The organism is Flavobacterium anhuiense (assembly GCF_050990855.1).
In the GTDB taxonomy this organism is placed as follows: domain Bacteria; phylum Bacteroidota; class Bacteroidia; order Flavobacteriales; family Flavobacteriaceae; genus Flavobacterium; species Flavobacterium anhuiense_C.
Genome location: NZ_CP158861.1, coordinates 668,986 through 689,183, shown reverse-complemented (window position 1 = coordinate 689,183; position 20,198 = coordinate 668,986). Strand labels below are relative to the sequence as shown.

Here is a 20,198-nt window from a genome sequence, read left to right as displayed (position 1 = left end):
AAGTTTAATGTGATTGAAATTAAAAAACAAAGAACTAATATTGTAAAGAAATACTTTAAAAACAGAAATAGATTTTGAAAAACCATTTAAAATACCTGCTTTCCCTTTTTGTGGCTTTGGTCGTAATGGCGGGCGATGGTGTTTTGTATGCTCAATCTAGTTCTCCAGAATATTATCAATCTTCTTTTGTTGTTTCAAGAAAAGAAATTGATCTTAAAAATCTTCGATTTTACGTTTTTAATCAAGTTAAAAGAACTGGAAAAGCTGTATTTCCTATACTTTTAACTGGTTTTAGGTTAAAAGAAGTTTTAAGTTCTAAAATTCAAATTGTTTTTCAATTACATAAAAATCTTCATCAAAGCATAAGTTCATTTATAAAGCAATCTCTTTTTATAAATGAAAAAATAACTTCAAGCAATTTCAAGAAAAGTTTATACACGGCATAAGAAGTTTTTTTCTGCGCCATTATGCTATTTTATGGCATAAGATGATTCATAATGTCTAATCATTTATCATTTTAAAATGTATAAACAAACTCATAAAAAAGGTTTAGAGCAATCTAAGCCACGACTTCATTGGATAAAACGAAAATTAATTTTAATTATGACTGCTTTCATGCTCGGAATGGCAAACGGTATGCATACAGAAGATACCAGAATTAAAGGCAATCAAAATTATACGGAACAGCATAAGAAAGATTAAGTTTAATTAGATATTGTGGCAATTTGATAATTAGAAAATTCTTAATACTTGAAGCTATGCGATTTTACCTTTGTCAAAGTTTTAAACTTTGACAAAGGTTTTTTACGCGATCTTGTCATTGCGAGGAACGAAGCAATCTCATTGTTTGTGACGTTTGCTAGTGTGGTTGCTTCGTTCCTCGCAATGACACGCTGTGTGTGAATAAAAAAACCGAAGCGATTTGCTTCGGTTTTATATGTTTTGGAATTTGGATTTTCTTTATTTGAATTTAATTAGTCGATCCATTTATAATAACGAGCTCCAATTAAAACAGGAATCTCTTTTTCAATTCTGTCTAAAACCCATTCGTTTTTCGGAGTTCTTACGCTTGTTTTTTGTTCTTTTTTGTGAAGACTTTCGTAAGTATTGAAATCAATTTCTACGCTTTCTCCTAAATTTTCAAAAAGCTTCACATTTGCTAAAGCCGATTGCCATTCTGGTTGAATGGTTCCTTCAAAAACTTTCGATTTAGATCCACTTCCGTAAGCTAAGAAACCAAATTTAGTTCCGGCAACTTCCTTTTTAGTATCATAAAAATGAGCTAAAGTCGACAATAATCCCATAAAAATAGAACCCGTGTAAAGATTTCCAATTAATGAAGACGCTAATTCAGCAGGTTGCAATTTCTCTGTTACAAATGTTTTGTAATCTTCAGATTTTGCCACTTCTTTAATTTTTGTCTGATAATCTGCAGGTGCGATATCATCAGCAATAATTTTTTCAGCACTATCTAAAGCATAAATTTCAGATAACATTCTTCTTCCTTGGAAGGAATAAGGTAAGTGCATAATAATACTAGTCCAAGTATTGTATAAAGTCTCGGTAGTATTTTTTAATTTTTTGAATGAAAAATACGCATTACGCGTACGATCCATATAACATTGGTTGGAATACTGACCATCAAAAACCGGTTGGTCTTTGTGAATTTCGATTTCGGCTTCTAAATTATCAAACCAAGAATCGTTGTTGGTGTTTTTAGTAATTTCTTCTTTAGAAATAGTTCTGTATGGTTTGAAGAAATCGAAAACACCTTTTGTGCTTGTTGCCCAATTGTCATCAAAAGCAATGATTTTTGGATTTGCCGTAATCAGCATTGCAACCGCTCCAGCACCTTGAGTGTATTCTCCACCAGAGTTTAAATCGTACTTTGCAAAATCGCTTGTAACCACAATCGCTTTTTTCGTCGGATTCAATTTTACAAAATCCAAACAATTTTGCATGGCATCAACACCACCAATACAAGCAAAGGTAAAGTCAACTACATCGCATTCTGCCAAAACATCTTCGCCAAATTTTTGCTCCATTAAACTAATTAAATAGGAAGCAATTGGTTTCGAACTGTCAACACCGCTTTCAGTACCAACATAGATTCTGCTTATTTCGTTTAGGTTTATTTTATTGTCTGTGATCAATTTTGTTAAGGCATTTGCTCCAAAAACGACAGCGTCTTGATGAACATCTGGAAAGGTCATTTTAAGTAATCCAAGACCTTTTTCTAATTTTTCTGGTTCAATATTTCTGGCAACAGCCAAAGTTTTTATGGGTAAATGTATGTTTGCTACATCAAACGAGATAGCATCAATTCCTGTTTTCATTCTTTATTTTTTGAGCCGCTAAAGGTAAAACTATGTTATGGAATGACAATTTTTTGCTCAGACAAAATTTCTGTCGAAGAGCACTTTTGAAGAAAACAGATTAAAACTTTGAATAAAATAACAATATGATAAATTTTTGGTAATCTACTTAGTGCCTAAATTTTGCTTTAAGACTTAAAAAGCAATGTTTTGAGATTCTCTATAGTGAATTATTTTTTAGCAGCTTCATTTTTGTACGTAAAAATACGTAGAAGAAGGCTATTTTAAAATCATTATAAATAACAGCGAAATGGTTGTAGTTCTTTTGTAATTGAATTATTTTTGTCTAATTTTTTAAAACAAACTACTTAACACTTATGGCACAATCTGCACTATTGAATGCTTCCATTTTAAAGAAAGTAGCTATGGCTCTTTCGGGAATATTCTTAATCACGTTTTTAGCGCTGCATGTTTCCTTAAATTTTATTTCTATTATTAGTGAAGACGTTTTCAACGAAGCTTCTCACTTTATGGGATACAATCCGCTGATTCAGTATGTAATGCAGCCAGTTTTGGCATTCGGGGTAATTTTCCACTTTGTAATGGGATTTGTACTTACGGCACAAAACAGCGCGGCACGACCAATTGCATACGCTAAATACAACGGAGCTGCAAACGCTTCTTGGAGTTCTAGAAATATGATTATTTCTGGATTGGTTATTTTGGCTTTCTTAGGATTGCACTTTTATGATTTCTGGTTTCCTGAAGTTACCTACAAATATATTGCAGGTACAGCACCAGATGCTACAAGGTATTACGGTGAGTTAGTTCACAAATTTCATGATCCAATTCGTACAGCATTGTACTGTGTGTCATTTATCCTTTTAGGATTCCACTTATGGCATGGGTTTGCATCTTCTCTTCAATCTGTAGGGATGCACAACAAATACTCTAGATTTTTATCAAAAGTAGGTTACTGGTTTGCAGTTGTAGTTCCAGCTCTTTTCGTAATTATCGCTTTATTTCATCATTTCAATAATTAATATCAATTATAATGGCATTAGATTCAAAAATTCCAAATGGTCCTATTGCGGACAAATGGACAAATTATAAAGATCATATTAATTTAGTAAACCCGGCTAACAAACGTAATTTAGATATTATTGTAGTTGGTACAGGTTTGGCTGGAGGTTCGGCTGCGGCTACTCTAGCAGAGTTAGGATATAACGTAAAAGCATTCTGCTTCCAAGATTCTCCACGTCGTGCGCACTCTATTGCAGCACAAGGAGGTATCAATGCGGCAAAAAACTATAAAGGTGACGGTGATTCTATTTACAGATTATTTTACGATACTGTAAAAGGTGGAGATTACCGTGCTCGTGAGGCAAACGTTTACCGTTTGGCTGAGGTTTCAGGTAATATTATTGACCAATGTGTGGCTCAAGGGGTGCCATTGGCTCGTGAATACGGCGGATTATTAGATAACCGTTCTTTCGGAGGAACTTTGGTTTCTCGTACATTTTATGCGCAAGGACAAACAGGACAACAATTATTGTTAGGAGCTTATTCTGCAATGAACCGTCAAATTGGTCGTGGAAAGATTAAAATGTACAACCGTCACGAAATGCTAGACTTAGTAATCGTAAACGGAAAAGCGAGAGGTATTATCGCTCGTAACTTAATTACTGGAGAAATTGAAAGACATTCTGCTCACGCGGTAGTAATTGGTTCTGGAGGATACGGTAACGTATTTTTCCTTTCTACAAATGCTATGGGAAGTAACGCAACAGCAGCTTGGAAAATTCATAAAAAAGGAGCGTTTTTCGCAAATCCTTGCTACACACAAATTCACCCGACATGTATTCCGGTTTCAGGAGATCACCAGTCTAAATTGACTTTGATGTCTGAGTCTTTACGTAATGACGGTCGTATTTGGGTACCTAAAAAATTAGAAGATGCTCAGGCAATTCGCGAAGGAAAGAAAAAAGCAACTGATTTATCTGAAGACGAAAGAGATTATTTCTTAGAAAGAAGATACCCTGCTTTTGGTAACTTAGTACCTCGTGACGTTGCGTCTCGTGCGGCTAAAGAAAGATGTGATGCTGGTTTTGGTGTTAACAAAACGGGTGAAGCAGTTTACTTAGATTTCGCTGCGGCAATCAAACGTTATGGAACTGAAGATGCTTATGTAAAAGGTTTAGACGATAAAGATGCTGCTTTGGTTACTAAATTAGGAGCTGCAATCGTGAAAAGTAAATACGGAAACTTATTCCAGATGTACTACAAAATCGTTGATGAGGATCCGTATACAACTCCAATGATGATTTACCCAGCGGTTCACTACACAATGGGTGGAACTTGGGTTGACTATAACTTAATGACTACAATTCCTGGATGTTTCTCAATTGGAGAATCTAACTTCTCTGATCACGGAGCAAACAGACTTGGAGCTTCTGCTTTAATGCAAGGTTTGGCTGATGGATATTTTGTATTGCCTTATACTATCGGAGATTATTTAGCTCCAGATATTAAAATGGGGCCAATTTCTACAGACTTGCCAGAATTCGTTGAAGCTGAAAAAGCGGTAAAAGATCAAATCGAGAAATTTATCAATAATAACGGTAAACACTCTGTAGATTATTTCCACAAAAAATTAGGAAAAATTATGTGGAATAAAGTAGGTATGGCTCGTAATGCTCAAGGTTTAACTGAAGCTATCGAAGAAATTGCTGCTTTACGTGAAGAGTTTTATAAAGATGTAAAAGTTCCTGGAAGCGCTAACGAATTTAATCAGGAATTAGAAAAAGCGACTCGTGTTGCCGATTTCTTAGAATTAGGAGAATTGTTCGCGAAAGATGCTTTACACCGTAACGAATCTTGTGGAGGTCACTTCCGTGAGGAGTATCAAACAGAAGAAGGAGAAGCACTTCGTGACGATGAAAACTTTGCATATGTTGCAGCTTGGGAATACAAAGGAAAACCAAGTGATGCAGTGTTACACAAAGAACCTCTTAATTACGAAAACATTAAATTAGTTCAAAGAAGTTATAAATAAGAATTTGGTCGAAAGCCCAAAGTCTTAAAGTCAAAAGGCAAAATGTGCCAAGCGACTTTCGACTTTCGACTTTATGACTTTCAAACGAAAAAGGTTATGAAACTTACATTAAAAATATGGCGTCAAAAAAACGCACAAGATAAAGGAGGGATTGTAGAATATCCTATCGATGGAATCGAACCAGACATGTCTTTCCTTGAAATGTTAGATGTTCTTAACGAAGATCTAATCAACAAAGGAGAAGAGCCTGTAGCATTTGACCACGATTGTCGTGAGGGAATCTGCGGAATGTGTTCTTTATTCATCAATGGTGAAGCGCACGGACCAGACAGAGGTGTTACAACTTGTCAGTTACACATGCGTATGTTTAAAGATGGCGATACGATTTTTATCGAGCCATTTAGAGCAAAAGCTTTCCCTGTAATTAAAGATTTAGTTGTTGATAGAAGTTCTTTTGATAGAATTCAACACGCAGGAGGATTTATCTCTGTAAATACTTCAGGAAATACAATCGACGCGAATACTATTCCAGTTCCAAAAGACGATGCAGACAAATCATTTGATGCTGCTGCTTGTATTGGTTGTGGAGCTTGTGTTGCAACTTGTAAAAACTCTTCAGCGATGTTATTCGTTTCTGCAAAAGTTTCTCAATACGCATTATTGCCACAAGGTAAAGTTGAAGCTACTGATCGTGTTTTACACATGGTTCACCAAATGGATTTAGAAGGTTTCGGAAACTGTACCAATACAGGAGCTTGCGAAATTGAATGTCCAAAAGGAATCTCGCTTGAAAATATTGCACGTATGAACCGTGAGTATTTAGCAGCGAGCTTAAAAGGATAAAGAATACAATTTAGTATATTTAAAAAACGCTTCCGTTTTACGACGGAAGCGTTTTTTGTTTCTATTCATAATATAATTGCGAAGCGCTTATTTCTTGTTTTTCTTTTCCTTCCTGCTGTATAAAACAGTTTAAAATCGTTCCGCCAGTTAAGTCAAAATAACTGATGTTGAGTTTGTGAAAACCTTTTTCTAGTTTAACCGCACCATAAGCTTCATTTGCCCAATGAATGCCATCATTATTTACGATAAGCTCATTATCTATAAAAAGCGTCGATCCATCGTCTGAAAGCGTCGAAAAAGTATAGTTTCCTGTTTCCGGAATAAAGATGTATCCGTCGAATTTTAAACCGATATAACGTTCTAATTTCGTTTTCCATTTTTCTGCACTTATTTCGCCTTCTAAAATGCCCGAATTTTTGGGTTTTGAAAGCTCTAAATCTTGAACTTGAGAAAAACTTCCAATATAATATTTATACTTCAATCCATTCTTTTTGGGTTGAATAGCCAATGCTGGTTTTGAATCTGGATTTCGAACAATGATTGTATTGATAGAACTTCTTTTACCGCTTTCGCTGATTTGAATCGTTTTAATAATTCTAAACTCTCCTTTCGGAATATTTATCTCTACAGGATTTTGATACCAATTTGCTGTTTCATCGGGATTATAACCATCAATTGTATAAAAGATTTTTCCGTTTTTGATGGTTGGGTTTAAATCTAAAATATATTTTGAGGTAATTAAAGCCGTTTCATCAGCGCCAAAAGGTGGTGGAACTTTATACAAACGATTTTGTAATTCTAGTTTTTCTAAATGATGTGGTAATTGATTTTGAATAAAATGATTGTAATTTTTGTTTTGCGGTTCTGTCCAAGCGATTTCAGCCAAAGCAAACATTCTCGGATAAAGCATATAATTTAATTTAGCCGGACTTGTTAAATATTCCGACCAAAGATTCGCCTGAACTCCGATGATATATTTTTGTTCTTCAATTGATAAACTGTCAACTGGAGTTGGATTATAATGATACACTTTTTCTAAAGTGCTCAATCTTCCAACAGTAAGCGGTTCATTTGGCGAGTAACCTTGGTTGTAATCAAAATAAACCGTTCCTTCTGGTGTCATTACAACGGGATGTTTCAGTTTTGCAGCGTGAATGCCGCCCGATTCTCCTCGCCACGACATAACAGCTGCGTTTGGTGCCAATCCGCCTTCAAGAATTTCATCCCAGCCAAAAATCTGTCTTCCGTTGGCATTTAGGAATTTTTCAATTCTTTTGATGAAATAACTTTGCAATTCATGTTCGTCTTTTAAACCTAAAGCCGCGATTCGTTTTTGACAATTCGGACAAACCTTCCACCTTGTCTTTGGACATTCATCTCCGCCAACATGAATATTTTTATTTGGAAATAAAGCCATAACTTCCGTTAAAACATCTTCTAGAAAAGTAAAAGTTTCGTCTTTTCCGGCACAAAAAACATCTTCAAATACGCCCCAAGATTCTACTACTTTATAATTTTGATCTGGAAAACAAGCCAAATTTGGATAAGCCGTAACCGCCGCCGAAGCATGTCCTGGCATTTCGATTTCTGGAATAATATTCACATAATGAGCTTCGGCAAATTTGACCACTTCTTTGATTTCTTCCTGAGTATAAAATCCTCCGTACGTATTTCCATCAAAAAAGAATGGAGTTCTTTCGAATTTATTTCCAACTAAAGTCTGTGCTCTTTTTGATCCGACTTCAGTTAGTTTAGGATATTTTTTAATTTCAATTCGCCAGCCTTGATCGTCAGTTAAGTGCCAATGAAAATTATTTAATTTATAGCTAGCCATTTGTGCAATAAAATCCTTTATGACAGCAACAGAGAAAAAATGACGGCAAACGTCTAAATGCAAGCCTCGGTAAGAATATCGTGGTGAATCTTCTATAATTACGCAAGGAAGTTTTATTTCCGGAGAAATTTTGTTTGGCACCAATTGTAACAAAGATTGAACAGCATAAAAAAGTCCTTCTTCTTGGCCTTCGACCCTAATTTTATTTGAAGTTATTTCAATCTTATAGCCTTCTTTTGATGAAAGATTTTTGCTCGAATCAAATTCGATTCTAAAATTTGAATTTTTAGAAGAAGCAGAAACATTTAAAGCCGATTCTAAAATTTTAGCCGATTTTAATTCCTTTTCACTATAGTTTTTGTTTTTGAAAATAACTTTAATTTTTCCGTTTATCTGAATACTATCTCCAGTTAATTTATAAAAGTTTGGAGCAGGAATAATGGAGTTATTCTGCTGAAAATTTTGGGAATTTCCAATGAAACAAAAAAGAACAAAAAATAAGAAATGGAATTTTTTCATAAAAGAAAAACTTTTGATTTTTATTGAAAAGAAGTTTTAAAGATATGCAAATGGTTTTAATACTAGATTATTGAAAAAAAAATATAGATAATACAACTTTTGGTTTGAAGGAATTGTTTGCCGAAATGTTTATTTTTGTAAATAGAAAAATTAAATGGCATGAGCACTGAGAATGAAGTTTTAAATTACAGCAAAGAAGAGCGTAAAAATCATATTCTGAAAGAAATCAACCTGCACACGCGTGTTAGTTTCGAAACGCTTTCTGCAAAATTAGGCGTTTCTGAAGATACTGTTCGACGTGATATTAATGAATTGGATGCTGACTCTCTTTTGATTAAAGTAAAAGGTGGTGCAATGACTAAGGGATATCACTATTCTTCGTCTAACCAAACTTATGCTGTGGAGGCTAAGCAAGTCATTGCGCAAAAAGCCGTTGGGCTTCTTCATGACGGAATGGTTTTAATTGTGGATGGAGGAACTACAATTCGTGAATTTATCCGATTAATTCCGAACGATCTTAATTTGACAGTTTTTACAATTACAGCTTTAACAGCAGTTCAGCTTTTAGATAAACCAAATATCAAGACTATTATGATTGGCGGAAGCATTTCTTCTTACAGTCAGATGTGTGTGAGCGGAGAAGCTTTCCATCAATTGGCGAATATAAAAGCCGATCTTTTGGTTTTAGGAACAAATGCTTTAGATGTAGATGGCGGCTATTCTGATTCTGATTGGGAAACCGTTCAAGTAAAAAAAGCAATGATTCAGGCTTCTAAAAAAACAGCAGTTTTGACCATTACCGAAAAGCTAAATACCATTCTTAAAATGAAAATTGCGAGTTTGTCTGAGGTGAATTATGTAATTACTGAAGAAGAACCAAATCATGAAAAATTACAACCGTATAAAAGTGCTGTTCCAAGTCTCGTTGTGATTTAACCAAACTGTTTTTGACTTTCATAACTGTATAAAAATGAGAATTGCTTTAATCCAAACTGATCTTTTTTGGCAGAATGCCATTAAAAACCGTGAAAATTTTGATTCAAAAATCAATGAAATTCAGTCAGAAGTACATTTAATTGTGCTTCCAGAAATGTTTTCGACAGGATTTACAATGAATGCTTCTGAAGTCGCCGAAACAATGCAAGGAGAAACGGTTGAATGGATGAAATTGAAAGCAAAACAAAAAAATGCAGCAATAACAGGAAGTCTTGTTATTGCAGAAAATGGGAAATATTATAATCGAATGTTTTTTGTTTTTCCATCGGGCGAAATCCAATATTACGACAAGAGGCATTCGTTTTCTCTAGCAGGTGAAAACAAGGTTTATACGCATGGAGACCAAAAAGTGATTATAGATTACCTCGATTGGAAAATATGTCTTCAAGTTTGTTACGATTTGAGATTTCCGGTTTTTGTACGAAATGTCGAGAATTATGATCTCATTTTATATGTAGCCAATTGGCCAAAAGTACGCACCAATGCTTGGGATGTTTTGCTGAAAGCGCGTGCGATAGAAAATCTTTCTTATGTTGTGGGAGTTAATAGAATTGGTAACGATGCTCACGATTACGAGCATATTGGACACTCGCAAGCTATAGATTTCTTAGGCAATTATATTATAGAGCCACAAGAAAAAAATGGTGTTTTTGTCGCAGAATTGGACAAAAACACCATGTACGAAACGCGTAAAAAGTTAGATTTTTTAAGCGATAGAGATCAGTTTGAAATTAGTTTTTAGAAAGCTTTTCGTTTCTTTTCGGCCTCTTTCTGCTTTTTCTCGTCTTGTTTTTTCTCTACCTCTGGATTAAACGGAATGCTCAAATCGATTGTTTCATTCCGATCCCAATTGGCGCGGACGTCAAACTCTTCCTGATTGTAAAATACCTCTTCGGCATATTTCTTTTCTAAGAAACTACCAGTGTCATATTTCTTGTTCTTATTGTCATCGTAAATTATACGTACCGTAAAAACATCGGGTTGCAGTAAGTTAAATTCTAATGTAGTAGCTCCTTCAGAATACGCATCGGCCAAAACAACATCACCTTTTTTATTAGTCAATTCGACAATTATCGGAAAGCGTTTTACATTTTTTAGAGTCAATATGATATTTCCGTAATCGGCATATTCTTTTGTGTTGAGTTTGTATGATAAAGTGTCATTTGATTTTTCGTAAAAATCGGTCAAGGCGCCCGGTAAGAAAGTGAAGCTATATTTTTCTAAAGGTTCTTTTTTGAAATCAATATAAAGTTTTTGGTCAAACTCGTCGTATTCTGTTGTGTAAGGAACAGCTACAGAATCTTTATTAACCAATTTGATTTTTGAATTGTCAAATTTTACTAAGGGAGTTTCAGTTTCTAATGTAAAGCGTTCTCTAAAATTAATTTGGCCGTTTTGTACCGCTTTAATGTTTAGAGTGTCTTTTTTCAAGGATTTAATTTTGAAAGAAAATCTTTTTTTGAAATTATCTTTTTCAACTTCCATTGCCAATGAGTCTGCTTTTACGGGCTTGTACCAAACTTGAAGTGAGTCTTTTTTAGGAAATTGCGTTATAATAGTTTCCAAAACATCATTTCCGTTTTTAAGAACAACTTTTGGTTTAGAATTCTTGAAATTCTGTTTGCCTTCATAAGGAAGATATAAACGGTTTCCAGATGCTTGGATAGGTTTGAAAGCCTTTAATGGCAAAGTTTCCTTAAATAATTCTAATTCATAAACCGTATCTGTCGGAATGGTGATGTAGTTTTTCAAAAATCCAATTTTATCATCTTTTGGATTGAATTTATTGTTTGATCCTTTATCTTTCAGTGCAACCAGAAGATATTTTCCTTCTTTTAGATTTTCAAACTGAAAAGTTCTCATACTGTCCAAAGTATTCGTAATGTAACGCGGAAATTCTTTGTAAATGGTGGAATCTTTAAATTTATCATTTACTTCGTATAGCATTACCGAAACAAAATTGTCGACATATTTTCCGTAAGAATCTTTAATTCGGCCGCTTAATTTTAAAGAATCAATATAAGGCCCTGTCGAAAAAACATATTTAAATTGGTTAAGCGCATTTCCTTCATTATTGTCTGTAATCGCTTGTCCAAAATTTAAGCTATAAGTTGTATTGGGTTGTAGAGTATCGCGAAGTTCAATCTTTACAAATTTGCTAACATTCGTTGGTGTGATTAATGGCTCGTTTTTTAAAGGAGGAGAAATAATCAGCTGTTTGTTTGTATTTTTTAGCTTGACGTATTCATCAAAATTTAGCGTAATAGTATTTCCTTTAAAATCGGTTGAAAAATTTTCAGGAATACTTGATACTAAAATAGGAGGTAATGTGTCTTTTAAACCGCCGGTAATACTGCCTCTTTTAGCGCAGCTTATCATTGATATTAAAATTATAAAAGCAATGTATTTTAGAGTGTTTTTCAACATAACGGTTTTTCAATTTGATTGCACAAAATAACGATTATATTTGCTTTAATTGAAATTTTTTATCCATTTATTAGGATTTAGCACTTTCGGAATTCTTTTAAATTTTAGTGTTTCTCATATTTTAAAACGGCATAATTTCTTACTTTTGAATTAAAATGTAATTTTCTAAGTTTTGTTCAAGCGATTTTTTTCAGTTTTGTTTTTCTTTTTAATGTTATCATGCGCTAAAAGTGACAAACCTGTAATTTCTTTTTATTACTGGAAAACGATGTTTAAATTTTCAAAAACGGAAAAAGAAGCATTGCGAGAAAACAATGTTCAAAAACTATATATAAGGTATTTTGACATTGGTCTTCATCCAGAATTAAATTTCCCCATTCCCATTACCCCTGTTCGTTTTGTAGAAAATCCGACAGAATATACTGTTGTTCCAGTTGTCTTTATTCAGAATAAAGTCATGTTGCAATCCAGTCTTGATGTGAACGATTTGGCTCAAAAAACATTTGATTTTGTAACACAAATTAATGCCAAAAACAAAATTGCGTGTCAAGAAATTCAAATCGATTGTGACTGGTCATTAAAAAGCAAAGGGAATTATTTGAAATTTATAGAAGTCTTTAAAAAGATTTCGAAGAAGAAACTTTCAGCCACGATTCGATTGCATCAGGTGAAATATTTCAAAAAAACAAAAATCCCAAATGTTGACTCTGGAGTTTTGATGTATTATAATATGGGGTCTATTGCTCCCGATTCACTCAATTCGATATATGATCAGGAAGTGGCTGCAAAATATCTTAAGAGTTTAAAAAGATATCCGCTGCATTTGGATGTTGCTTTTCCAATTTATTCATGGGGAGTCCATATTAGAAATAAAAAAGTGATTGGACTTCGGTCAAAACTAAACACTGCAACATTAGAGAAAGACTCTAATTTTGAAAAAGTAAGTCCGATTTTTTTCAGGGTAAAACATTCCAATTATAAAAATGGTGTTTTTTATGAAGAGCATGATCTTTTGAAAATAGAAGAAATTAAACCAGAGGATTTAAAAGAAATGGCAGAAGATTTGAAAGATAATCTTGTGGAAAGGCCAAAAGAAATTATATTTTACGATTTAGACGAATTCAATTTAAACTATTATGAAAAAAATACTTTTAAGCAAATTATTTCTTGCTTCTAGTGCCGTTTTGCTTTCTGCATTCGGAATTTTATACGCGTGCGCAGACGGAGATTGGGATTATTTAGGATCTTACAATTCAAATTTTACTCCAGAAACTTTTGCCGATAAATCGTATTCGCCTTTGTTCTTGTCTGGTGGTATTTTTTACGGAATTGGCTTTGATACGCAGCATAATTCGCGTTTCAATAAAAATATAAAATCAGATTGGGCAGAGTATCTTAAAGGAAAAGTCGATACAACAACAGTCAATTATTTTTTAATTGGTGACGAAAAGCCTAAATATTATTCTGATGAAAAAAATATCATTAAAAACAAAGAAGAAATTGAAGGCTTACATGTTTATTATAAAACGAAAAAAGAAAATAAAAGCACTCAGAAATGGGGTAAAAAGCTTAATCTGAAAGATGAGAAAGTAAAAAATTTTGTTGAGTTTCTGTATTTGGCTCAGAAAATAGAAACGGTTTCTATTGGAGAAGATTATTGGAGTTACGATCCCGTTGTGGCAAAAACATTTAATGATGCCAAAATGATTCAGTCGATAGAAAATGTCTACAATACATTGTCAGATCCATTTTTGAAAAATAGATATTGGTTCTTGACTATGAAAGCGCGTTTTTATAGTAACGACAAGCAAAAAGCAATTGATTTTTTTAATAAAACAGAAAGTTCTGTTGCTAAAAATACTTTGTATTATCGCGCTTTGGCATATGTTGCCGGAATTAATTATAAGCAGAAAAAGTTTGCGACTTCCAATTACTTATACGCGCAAGTTTTTGATAAATGTCCAGAATTACGTGTTGTAACGGCTTATAGTTTTAAACCAAAAAACGAGTCAGATTGGACTAAGGCTTTGGCTTTGGCGAAAAATAACAAAGAAAAAGCGGCACTTTGGGCCATTCACGGATATTATAAAGATGAAAAACAAGCCATTGAAAAAATTTACGAATTAGATCCAAAAAGCGAGCATTTGAATTATCTAGGAACTAGATTGGTAAATTCGCTAGAGCAAAAAATAAACAATTCGTTTCAAGTGGACGTGCGAGGAGAAAACCAGAAGCCAAAACCGCAGACTGTTGCTGAGAATAAAACAGAAAACAAGTCAAAGGTTGATAATAGCGCAGTTGATTTAATTGCGAAAATTTCTGCGGCAGGAAATACCGATAAACCCTATTTGTGGGATATGGCGCTTGGATATCTTCAGACTTTGAAAGGAGATTATGCCAACGCGGATAAAAATTATGCTAAAGCAGAAAAAACGCTCCCAAAAACTGAATTGGCGGGAATGCAGCTTCGTTTGTTGTATTTTGTAAATAACTTAAGCAAAATTGATAAACTGACAGATAAAAATGAGAAAACTATTCTAGCCGATTTGAATTGGTTGTATTTCGAACTTCCTAAAAATTATAAAGGAGAAGAATTCCGTTACCAAAATGCTTCTTCTTGGAGCAGAAGTTATTTGTCGCATTTATATAAAGAAAAAGGAGACGTGGTAATGGCTGAGATTTATGGTGAATCGCGTTATAGTTATTGGAATGACGGAAATGCATTTTATGATAACGAAAAGAATTTATTGGCGATAAAAAGCTTTTTGGAGAAATCTAATAAAAGGGAAATCGAGAAAATTGGTGCCGAAATATATAGTTTGAAATTGAAGGATATTAATAATTTTCAAGCAGTTCAGGCGACTTTCAAAAACAAAATTCCAGAAGCAATTGAATACATGAAGAAATCGGATTCAGTTCAGTATTATAAATTTTTAGGAAATCCGTTTAACGGAACTATCAAAGATTGTCATGATTGCGATCACGTAGCGTATCAAAAAAGAAAATATACGCAGCTGGATTTTCTAAATACGATTAAAGAAATGCAGGATAAATTGGCTCAAAAAGAAGATATTTATACCAACAGCCTTTTGTTAGGAAATGCTTTTTATAATATTTCTCATTTTGGAAACGGAAGAACTTTTTACGAAATAAGTATAGTTGGTTATGGCTCAAGCCCGTATTCATTCAGAGATTCGATGAAAGAAATGATTACGAATAATTCAATTTCGAAAATGTATTATCAAAAAGCTTTTGAGGCAGCTTCGAACAAAGAGCAAAAAGCAAAATGTTTGTATCTGATTTCGAAATGTGAACGAAACGATTATTACAATAAAAAATACAATAACATCAACAGCTATTGGGAAATTCAAGATGATAAAGTTAATTTTATTGCTTGGAACTCATTCAAAGCTTTAAGAAAAGACTATTCGGAAACGAAATATTATCAGGATGTAATTGCCGAATGCGGTTATTTTAGAACATATACAAATCAATAAATTTAAAAAGATGGTAAACAAAATAGAACATATCGGGATTGCGGTAAAAAACATGGACGATGCTAATGTTTTATTCGAAAAAATGCTTGGTGTTCCGTCTTATAAAATGGAAGCGGTGGAAAGTGAAGGTGTTTTGACTTCTTTCTTTCAAACAGGAAATAATAAAATCGAACTTTTGATGGCAACAAATCCAGAAAGTCCGATTGCTAAATTCTTGGAGAAAAAAGGAGAAGGAATTCATCATATTGCTTTTGATGTGGAGGATATCGAAGCCGAAATTGCACGTTTGAAAAGTGAAGGTTTTGTCTTGATTAACGAAGTTCCGAAGAAAGGAGCCGACAATAAATTGGTGGTTTTTCTGCATCCGAAGAATACAAATGGTGTTTTGGTCGAGCTTTGTCAAGAAATTAAATAAAAAAGTGGCATTTTAATTTTTGAATAAGATGTTGAAAATCAATTTCGTTTTTGAAATTCGAATAAAGTTTTAAAATTAAATTAAAATGATGTCTTAAAATATTTGGAGTGAATGAAAAATAGTAGTAATATTGCATCCTCTAAACCGGTCCTATAGCTCAGCTGGTTAGAGCACCTGACTCATAATCAGGTGGTCCCTGGTTCGAGCCCAGGTGGGACCACTAGTAAAATCAAGCCTTCGCAAATGTGTGAAGGCTTTTTTATTTTAATCGACGAACATTTGACGAACATTTTAGTAAAGTACTGCAAGAAAAAGGTTTGTTTTATTTTCAATTAGTTTTGCTTATTTTTATGTAAGCTAACTAATTGAACATGGAAATTTATATCTATATCATAACGGTTGTGTTATTTTTCGCGAAGATTGGTTTTCCCATGTTCCTTCTTTTTAGATTATTTTTTATTGTCAAACCTCTTTTGATAAATTTATACGCTGAAGAAAAATTTACATATTATAACGGAATTAATAAAAGCAGATTGATAATCTTGTCTTCTCTTTTCTTGATATCTTGTATTTTAGGAATTCTCTTTGGAAATGAAATTTCGAAGAATCCAGATATTTATAATCAAACATTTTATGCCTTTCTGCTTGTTTTGATTCAATCCATTTTGCTTTACCTGTTTGAAATAAAAACTCCAGTACATATCTTAAAAATTATAAATCAGTATATTCTAAACCCTAAAGAAATATTTAAAGAGAGAAAAGTTGTTTTTGAAGAAAGCGATGCTGTTTCCTCAATTCAAAATGGTGTCAGTTTTAAAGATGTGATAAATTTATCCAATGGAGATATAATTAAACAGATTGGCCCAAGAGAATTTGAATTGATTATAGAAAAACATAAGGATGTTTTTCAAGACCAATCTTCGATTGATAATCTCTATAAGCTTTGTAATGGAATAAAAATAAAAGAAGGATCAATTGCTATAAAAATTGATAATAAAAGAAACTCCAAACAAAATATCGTTGAAATATTAGCCTTTCTTTTCAATATTCGGCAAAACTGGAATTCTCAAATAAAAGACAGATCCAACACCAAAATTATTGATTTTCTGAATACGTATATCGTAATAAATCAAAAAGAGAAAATACTACACAGTAATGATTTTACCCGATTATTTGAAAAATTGGACTAACCTATTTGTAAAATTCCATTACTGCAATCGCATTTTTTTTAATAAAATAAGTTATAATGATTTACCCCAATTGGGTATTAATCAGTATAGATTATTTTAGAGATGTAAAATGTTTTTACACGATTTTTTACTTCACCAAACCTCTTTAAACTTGTCTCCTAATTCAAAAAACAGAATCATGGACACGAGTAATTTTATTTCCAAAATTGAACGATTGGAATTGATCGTACAGGAACTAGCGAACAAACAAGATACTTTTATTAAGAAAGCATTAATGAAATTATCTTTAAATAGTAAAGAAATTTATTCCTCTGAAGAGGCAGCGGAGTTCTTGTCAATAGAGGTCAAGTACATTTATCAGCTTACCCACCAGCGAAAGATTAGATACACAAAGAAAAAAGGCCAAAAGAAAATCTATTTTAGAAAAGCGGATCTTCTTGATTATCTAAACGGAGAGGTCATTAATACTACTGAAGATCTTGAAAACGCAAACGCTGTTTTGTGGAAAAAATAACGTCTTTGACACTCACAAAATACACGAAAAGAAATTCTTTGTTTTTTAATCAAATTCTTATGATAGAATTGTAAGGATTACAAATTGAATCTTATGGACTTAGACATTCCTTATATCAGGGTAGGAACTTCCTATTTCAAAATAATTGATAAGCCTTTAATATCTGGTGATAAAGTAAAAGTAATGGTTCGGTGGAATCGTGAAACGATCATTTCGGACCACGGAAAATCATTTTTAAACAGTGTGCTGAAATTAGATGGGTTCTGCTGCATTCCAAATCATTTTGGTTATCAGCAGATTGTTCATGATTTCTATAATACTTACCATGAACTTCCAAATAAACCTACCGCTAAGGATTTTCCGCTTGATGAGCTCGAAAAAATGATTCCAAATTCACTGCAGTTTATGAGCCATATTTTTGGAGACCAAATCAAGCTGGGGTTAGATTACCTGAAAATTTTATATGAAAAGCCTACCCAGGCATTGCCGATACTTTGTCTGGTCAGCAAAGAACGGTCTACGGGAAAAAGTTCTTTTATAAAATGGCTGAAGGCGATTTTTGGAATGAATATGACATATATAAAAGGAGATTCTTTTGGCTCGCAGTTTAATTCTGATTGGGCAAGCATGCTGATTGTTGCCATTGATGAAGTCTTTTTTGATAAAAAAGAAATTACTGAACGGCTAAAGTATCTTTCTACAACCGATAAAGACAAGATAGAAGCAAAAGGAAAGGACCGGCAGGAAATTGAATTTTTTGCAAAGTTTATTCTCTGTTCAAATAATGAAGATAATTTTATCCAGATAGATGAAGAGGAGATCCGTTTTTGGATTCGTAAAATTCAGACTATTAGTGCAGAAGATGTATTTTTCCTTAAAAAACTTAATAAGGAAATCCCCTGTTTTTTAAAATACCTTCAGATGAGAGATTACTTTTCTCAGCAGAAAACAAGAATGTGGTTTAAGCCGGAGCAGATTATGACCGCTTCTCTTCTAAAACTTGTAAATCGCAATAAAGGTGAAATAATTGTTCTTGAGCTTATAAATGAATGTTTTGAGAAAATGGAAGAAGATGAGCTGAAGCTGGCTCCTAATGATATTTTTATGCTGTTGAGAAAACAAAACAGCAGAACGGATATTTCTGCTAATGAAATAAGAAATATTCTTAAAAGATGGGGCTTCATGCCGGAGGATAATACAAAGTCTTACTGCGGAATTGAATTATTATCACATGGCGAATATGTGAAAGTAGAGAGGAGGGGACGTTTTTACACCATTAAAAGGATTCTGTTTCTTAAAATATTTGATGCTATGATGCAGAATTAGTTCTAAATCCTCATAAGCGGGGTAAGGATATCTGCATCAAAGTCTGCATCAATCAACAATACCAGCATTTATGATGCAGCATTGATGCAACCTTAAAATAAAATGATGCAGTGATGCAGATAGTGATGCACTGTAATGTTTGTCTATTCGCGGTTTTAGCTCTAAACTGCATCAGAATATTAGAGGATTAAAGAATATTTTTTTTTCACCCGCAGATGAACAGATTTGACAGCTGCGGCAGATAGATTCACTAAAAGAAAATAATTATGGAAAAGTTCAATTGTAAAATTGCAAACCAGATAGATTTGGTTAATTATCTTAAGATATTGGGACATGAACCATCAAAAATTAAAAATCAGGATTACTGGTACCTGTCCCCGCTGCGAAATGAAAAGACTCCTTCTTTTAAAGTGAATCAAAAATTAAACGTATGGTAGGACCACGGATTAGGAAAGGGAGGAAATATTATTGATTTTGGGATTGAGTATTTTAGATGTACAGTTTCAGAATTCCTGCAGCTTTTAAACCGAAGCGGCATTTCCTCCAGCGCAGGTCTTTCATTTAAAAAGGATGATGTGCAGCCTGTAGGCCATGAAATGACTCCTGGGAAGACAGATAATCATTCGGATAAAATTGTCATTGCTGATGTCCGTGAACTAGACGACCGGTTATTGACGGATTACCTTGTCAGCAGAAGCATTTCCCAAGAGGTTGCAATACGGTATTGCAGAGAGGTTGAATTTTGTTTAAATAATAGGAATCACATTGCTGTTGGATTTCCAAATAATTCGGGGGGATTTGAATTGCGCAATGAACATTTTAAAGGCAGCAGCTCGCCAAAAGATTTCACATTTATCGGCAGTGATGCAGAATCGTTAACCGTTTTTGAGGGTTTTTTTGATTTTCTTTCCTATAAAATGCTTAATCAGAATAAGAATGGGCTTGAAACGAGTTTTCTGATACTTAATTCACTGTCTTTTTTTAACAAGTCACTGCCGATAATGGAAAAACATCAGAAAGTAAATCTTTACCTAGACAGAGATCCGTCAGGCATAAAACTGACCGCTGAAGCGCTGCATCTGAATCCATCCAGATATATCGATAAAAGTTTTTTATACCAAAACAGGAAAGACCTCAATGAATGGTTAAAGACCAAAGAGCAGGTCAAGCGAGGCCATGCTTTTAAGCGGACTCTATAACTTTAAAGTGGCAGTTACAGTGGTAGCCAGCTATGTTTTGGTATAACCAAAACGCTGGCTCTTCTCAT

17 protein-coding genes and 1 tRNA gene are annotated in these 20,198 nt (G+C 33.5%); 15 read left to right on the top strand and 3 right to left on the bottom strand.

What is annotated here, in order from left to right:
• Nucleotides 1–74 precede the first annotated feature (74 nt).
• Both ABTV69_RS03305 and ABTV69_RS03300 read left to right on the top strand, forming a co-directional pair.
• Entirely contained in the window at nucleotides 75–446 is a 372-nt protein-coding gene (locus ABTV69_RS03305) for a hypothetical protein (protein ID WP_433834227.1), read from the top strand.
• 76 nt (nucleotides 447–522) lie between these two features.
• Complete coding sequence (locus ABTV69_RS03300; protein ID WP_433834225.1) at nucleotides 523–702, top strand: hypothetical protein; 180 nt, start codon at nucleotides 523–525, stop codon at nucleotides 700–702.
• Nucleotides 703–974: 272 nt separating this feature from the next.
• On the opposite strand, the gene ABTV69_RS03295 is transcribed toward ABTV69_RS03300, so the two are convergent.
• The gene (locus tag ABTV69_RS03295) at nucleotides 975–2,336 is read right to left on the bottom strand and encodes a hydroxymethylglutaryl-CoA synthase family protein (RefSeq protein WP_433834223.1); all 1,362 of its coding nucleotides are present in this window, start codon (nucleotides 2,334–2,336) and stop codon (nucleotides 975–977) included.
• A 356-nt stretch (nucleotides 2,337–2,692) separates the two neighbouring features.
• Here ABTV69_RS03295 and ABTV69_RS03290 point away from each other — a divergent pair, with 356 nt between their 5' ends.
• The 3 genes from ABTV69_RS03290 (at nucleotide 2,693) to ABTV69_RS03280 (ending at nucleotide 6,213) form a co-directional block, all read left to right on the top strand.
• The gene (locus tag ABTV69_RS03290; protein WP_111377479.1) at nucleotides 2,693–3,358 is read left to right on the top strand and encodes a succinate dehydrogenase cytochrome b subunit; all 666 of its coding nucleotides are present in this window, start codon (nucleotides 2,693–2,695) and stop codon (nucleotides 3,356–3,358) included.
• Nucleotides 3,359–3,369: 11 nt separating this feature from the next.
• Nucleotides 3,370–5,370, top strand: coding sequence for a fumarate reductase/succinate dehydrogenase flavoprotein subunit (locus tag ABTV69_RS03285; RefSeq protein WP_433834221.1), 2,001 nt, complete (start codon nucleotides 3,370–3,372; stop codon nucleotides 5,368–5,370).
• Nucleotides 5,371–5,466: 96 nt separating this feature from the next.
• The gene (locus ABTV69_RS03280; RefSeq protein ID WP_379696457.1) at nucleotides 5,467–6,213 is read left to right on the top strand and encodes a succinate dehydrogenase/fumarate reductase iron-sulfur subunit; all 747 of its coding nucleotides are present in this window, start codon (nucleotides 5,467–5,469) and stop codon (nucleotides 6,211–6,213) included.
• Nucleotides 6,214–6,274: 61 nt separating this feature from the next.
• On the opposite strand, the gene ABTV69_RS03275 is transcribed toward ABTV69_RS03280, so the two are convergent.
• A complete protein-coding gene (locus tag ABTV69_RS03275; RefSeq protein ID WP_433834218.1) occupies nucleotides 6,275–8,566 on the bottom strand; it encodes a family 20 glycosylhydrolase in 2,292 nt (763 codons plus the stop codon).
• A 159-nt stretch (nucleotides 8,567–8,725) separates the two neighbouring features.
• On the opposite strand from ABTV69_RS03275, the gene ABTV69_RS03270 reads away from it, so the two are divergent.
• Together ABTV69_RS03270 and ABTV69_RS03265 are read left to right on the top strand one after the other, a co-directional pair.
• Complete coding sequence (locus ABTV69_RS03270) at nucleotides 8,726–9,502, top strand: DeoR/GlpR family DNA-binding transcription regulator (RefSeq protein ID WP_433834216.1); 777 nt, start codon at nucleotides 8,726–8,728, stop codon at nucleotides 9,500–9,502.
• Nucleotides 9,503–9,536: 34 nt separating this feature from the next.
• A complete protein-coding gene (locus ABTV69_RS03265) occupies nucleotides 9,537–10,304 on the top strand; it encodes a nitrilase family protein (RefSeq protein WP_433834214.1) in 768 nt (255 codons plus the stop codon).
• Here the strand turns inward: ABTV69_RS03265 and ABTV69_RS03260 are convergent.
• Nucleotides 10,301–11,989 carry an Ig-like domain-containing protein gene (locus tag ABTV69_RS03260; RefSeq protein WP_433834212.1) on the bottom strand — a complete coding sequence of 563 codons (1,689 nt, stop codon included), beginning with the start codon at nucleotides 11,987–11,989 and terminating at the stop codon, nucleotides 10,301–10,303. The two genes, ABTV69_RS03265 and ABTV69_RS03260, sit on opposite strands and share 4 nt — an antisense overlap.
• Before the next feature lie 268 nt (nucleotides 11,990–12,257).
• On the opposite strand from ABTV69_RS03260, the gene ABTV69_RS03255 reads away from it, so the two are divergent.
• From ABTV69_RS03255 to ABTV69_RS03220, 8 genes are all read left to right on the top strand, one after another.
• Complete coding sequence (locus tag ABTV69_RS03255; protein ID WP_433834210.1) at nucleotides 12,258–13,166, top strand: hypothetical protein; 909 nt, start codon at nucleotides 12,258–12,260, stop codon at nucleotides 13,164–13,166.
• Nucleotides 13,126–15,486 carry a hypothetical protein gene (locus ABTV69_RS03250; protein WP_433834208.1) on the top strand — a complete coding sequence of 787 codons (2,361 nt, stop codon included), beginning with the start codon at nucleotides 13,126–13,128 and terminating at the stop codon, nucleotides 15,484–15,486. Before ABTV69_RS03255 ends, ABTV69_RS03250 begins: the two co-directional genes overlap by 41 nt.
• 10 nt (nucleotides 15,487–15,496) lie before the next feature.
• Nucleotides 15,497–15,901 (top strand): methylmalonyl-CoA epimerase, encoded by a 405-nt coding sequence (mce, locus tag ABTV69_RS03245; RefSeq protein ID WP_433834207.1) that lies wholly within the window; start codon nucleotides 15,497–15,499, stop codon nucleotides 15,899–15,901.
• Between the two features lie 146 nt (nucleotides 15,902–16,047).
• A tRNA-Ile gene (locus ABTV69_RS03240) sits at nucleotides 16,048–16,121 on the top strand.
• 151 nt (nucleotides 16,122–16,272) lie between these two features.
• Nucleotides 16,273–17,091: a hypothetical protein gene (locus ABTV69_RS03235; RefSeq protein WP_433834205.1), complete on the top strand. Its 819-nt coding sequence runs from the start codon at nucleotides 16,273–16,275 to the stop codon at nucleotides 17,089–17,091.
• Between the two features lie 178 nt (nucleotides 17,092–17,269).
• Nucleotides 17,270–17,605 carry a helix-turn-helix domain-containing protein gene (locus ABTV69_RS03230; RefSeq protein WP_433834203.1) on the top strand — a complete coding sequence of 112 codons (336 nt, stop codon included), beginning with the start codon at nucleotides 17,270–17,272 and terminating at the stop codon, nucleotides 17,603–17,605.
• 93 nt (nucleotides 17,606–17,698) lie between these two features.
• Nucleotides 17,699–18,931 carry a primase-helicase family protein gene (locus ABTV69_RS03225; RefSeq protein ID WP_433834201.1) on the top strand — a complete coding sequence of 411 codons (1,233 nt, stop codon included), beginning with the start codon at nucleotides 17,699–17,701 and terminating at the stop codon, nucleotides 18,929–18,931.
• Between the two features lie 575 nt (nucleotides 18,932–19,506).
• Nucleotides 19,507–20,130 (top strand): toprim domain-containing protein, encoded by a 624-nt coding sequence (locus ABTV69_RS03220; protein ID WP_433834199.1) that lies wholly within the window; start codon nucleotides 19,507–19,509, stop codon nucleotides 20,128–20,130.
• Nucleotides 20,131–20,198 lie beyond the last annotated feature (68 nt).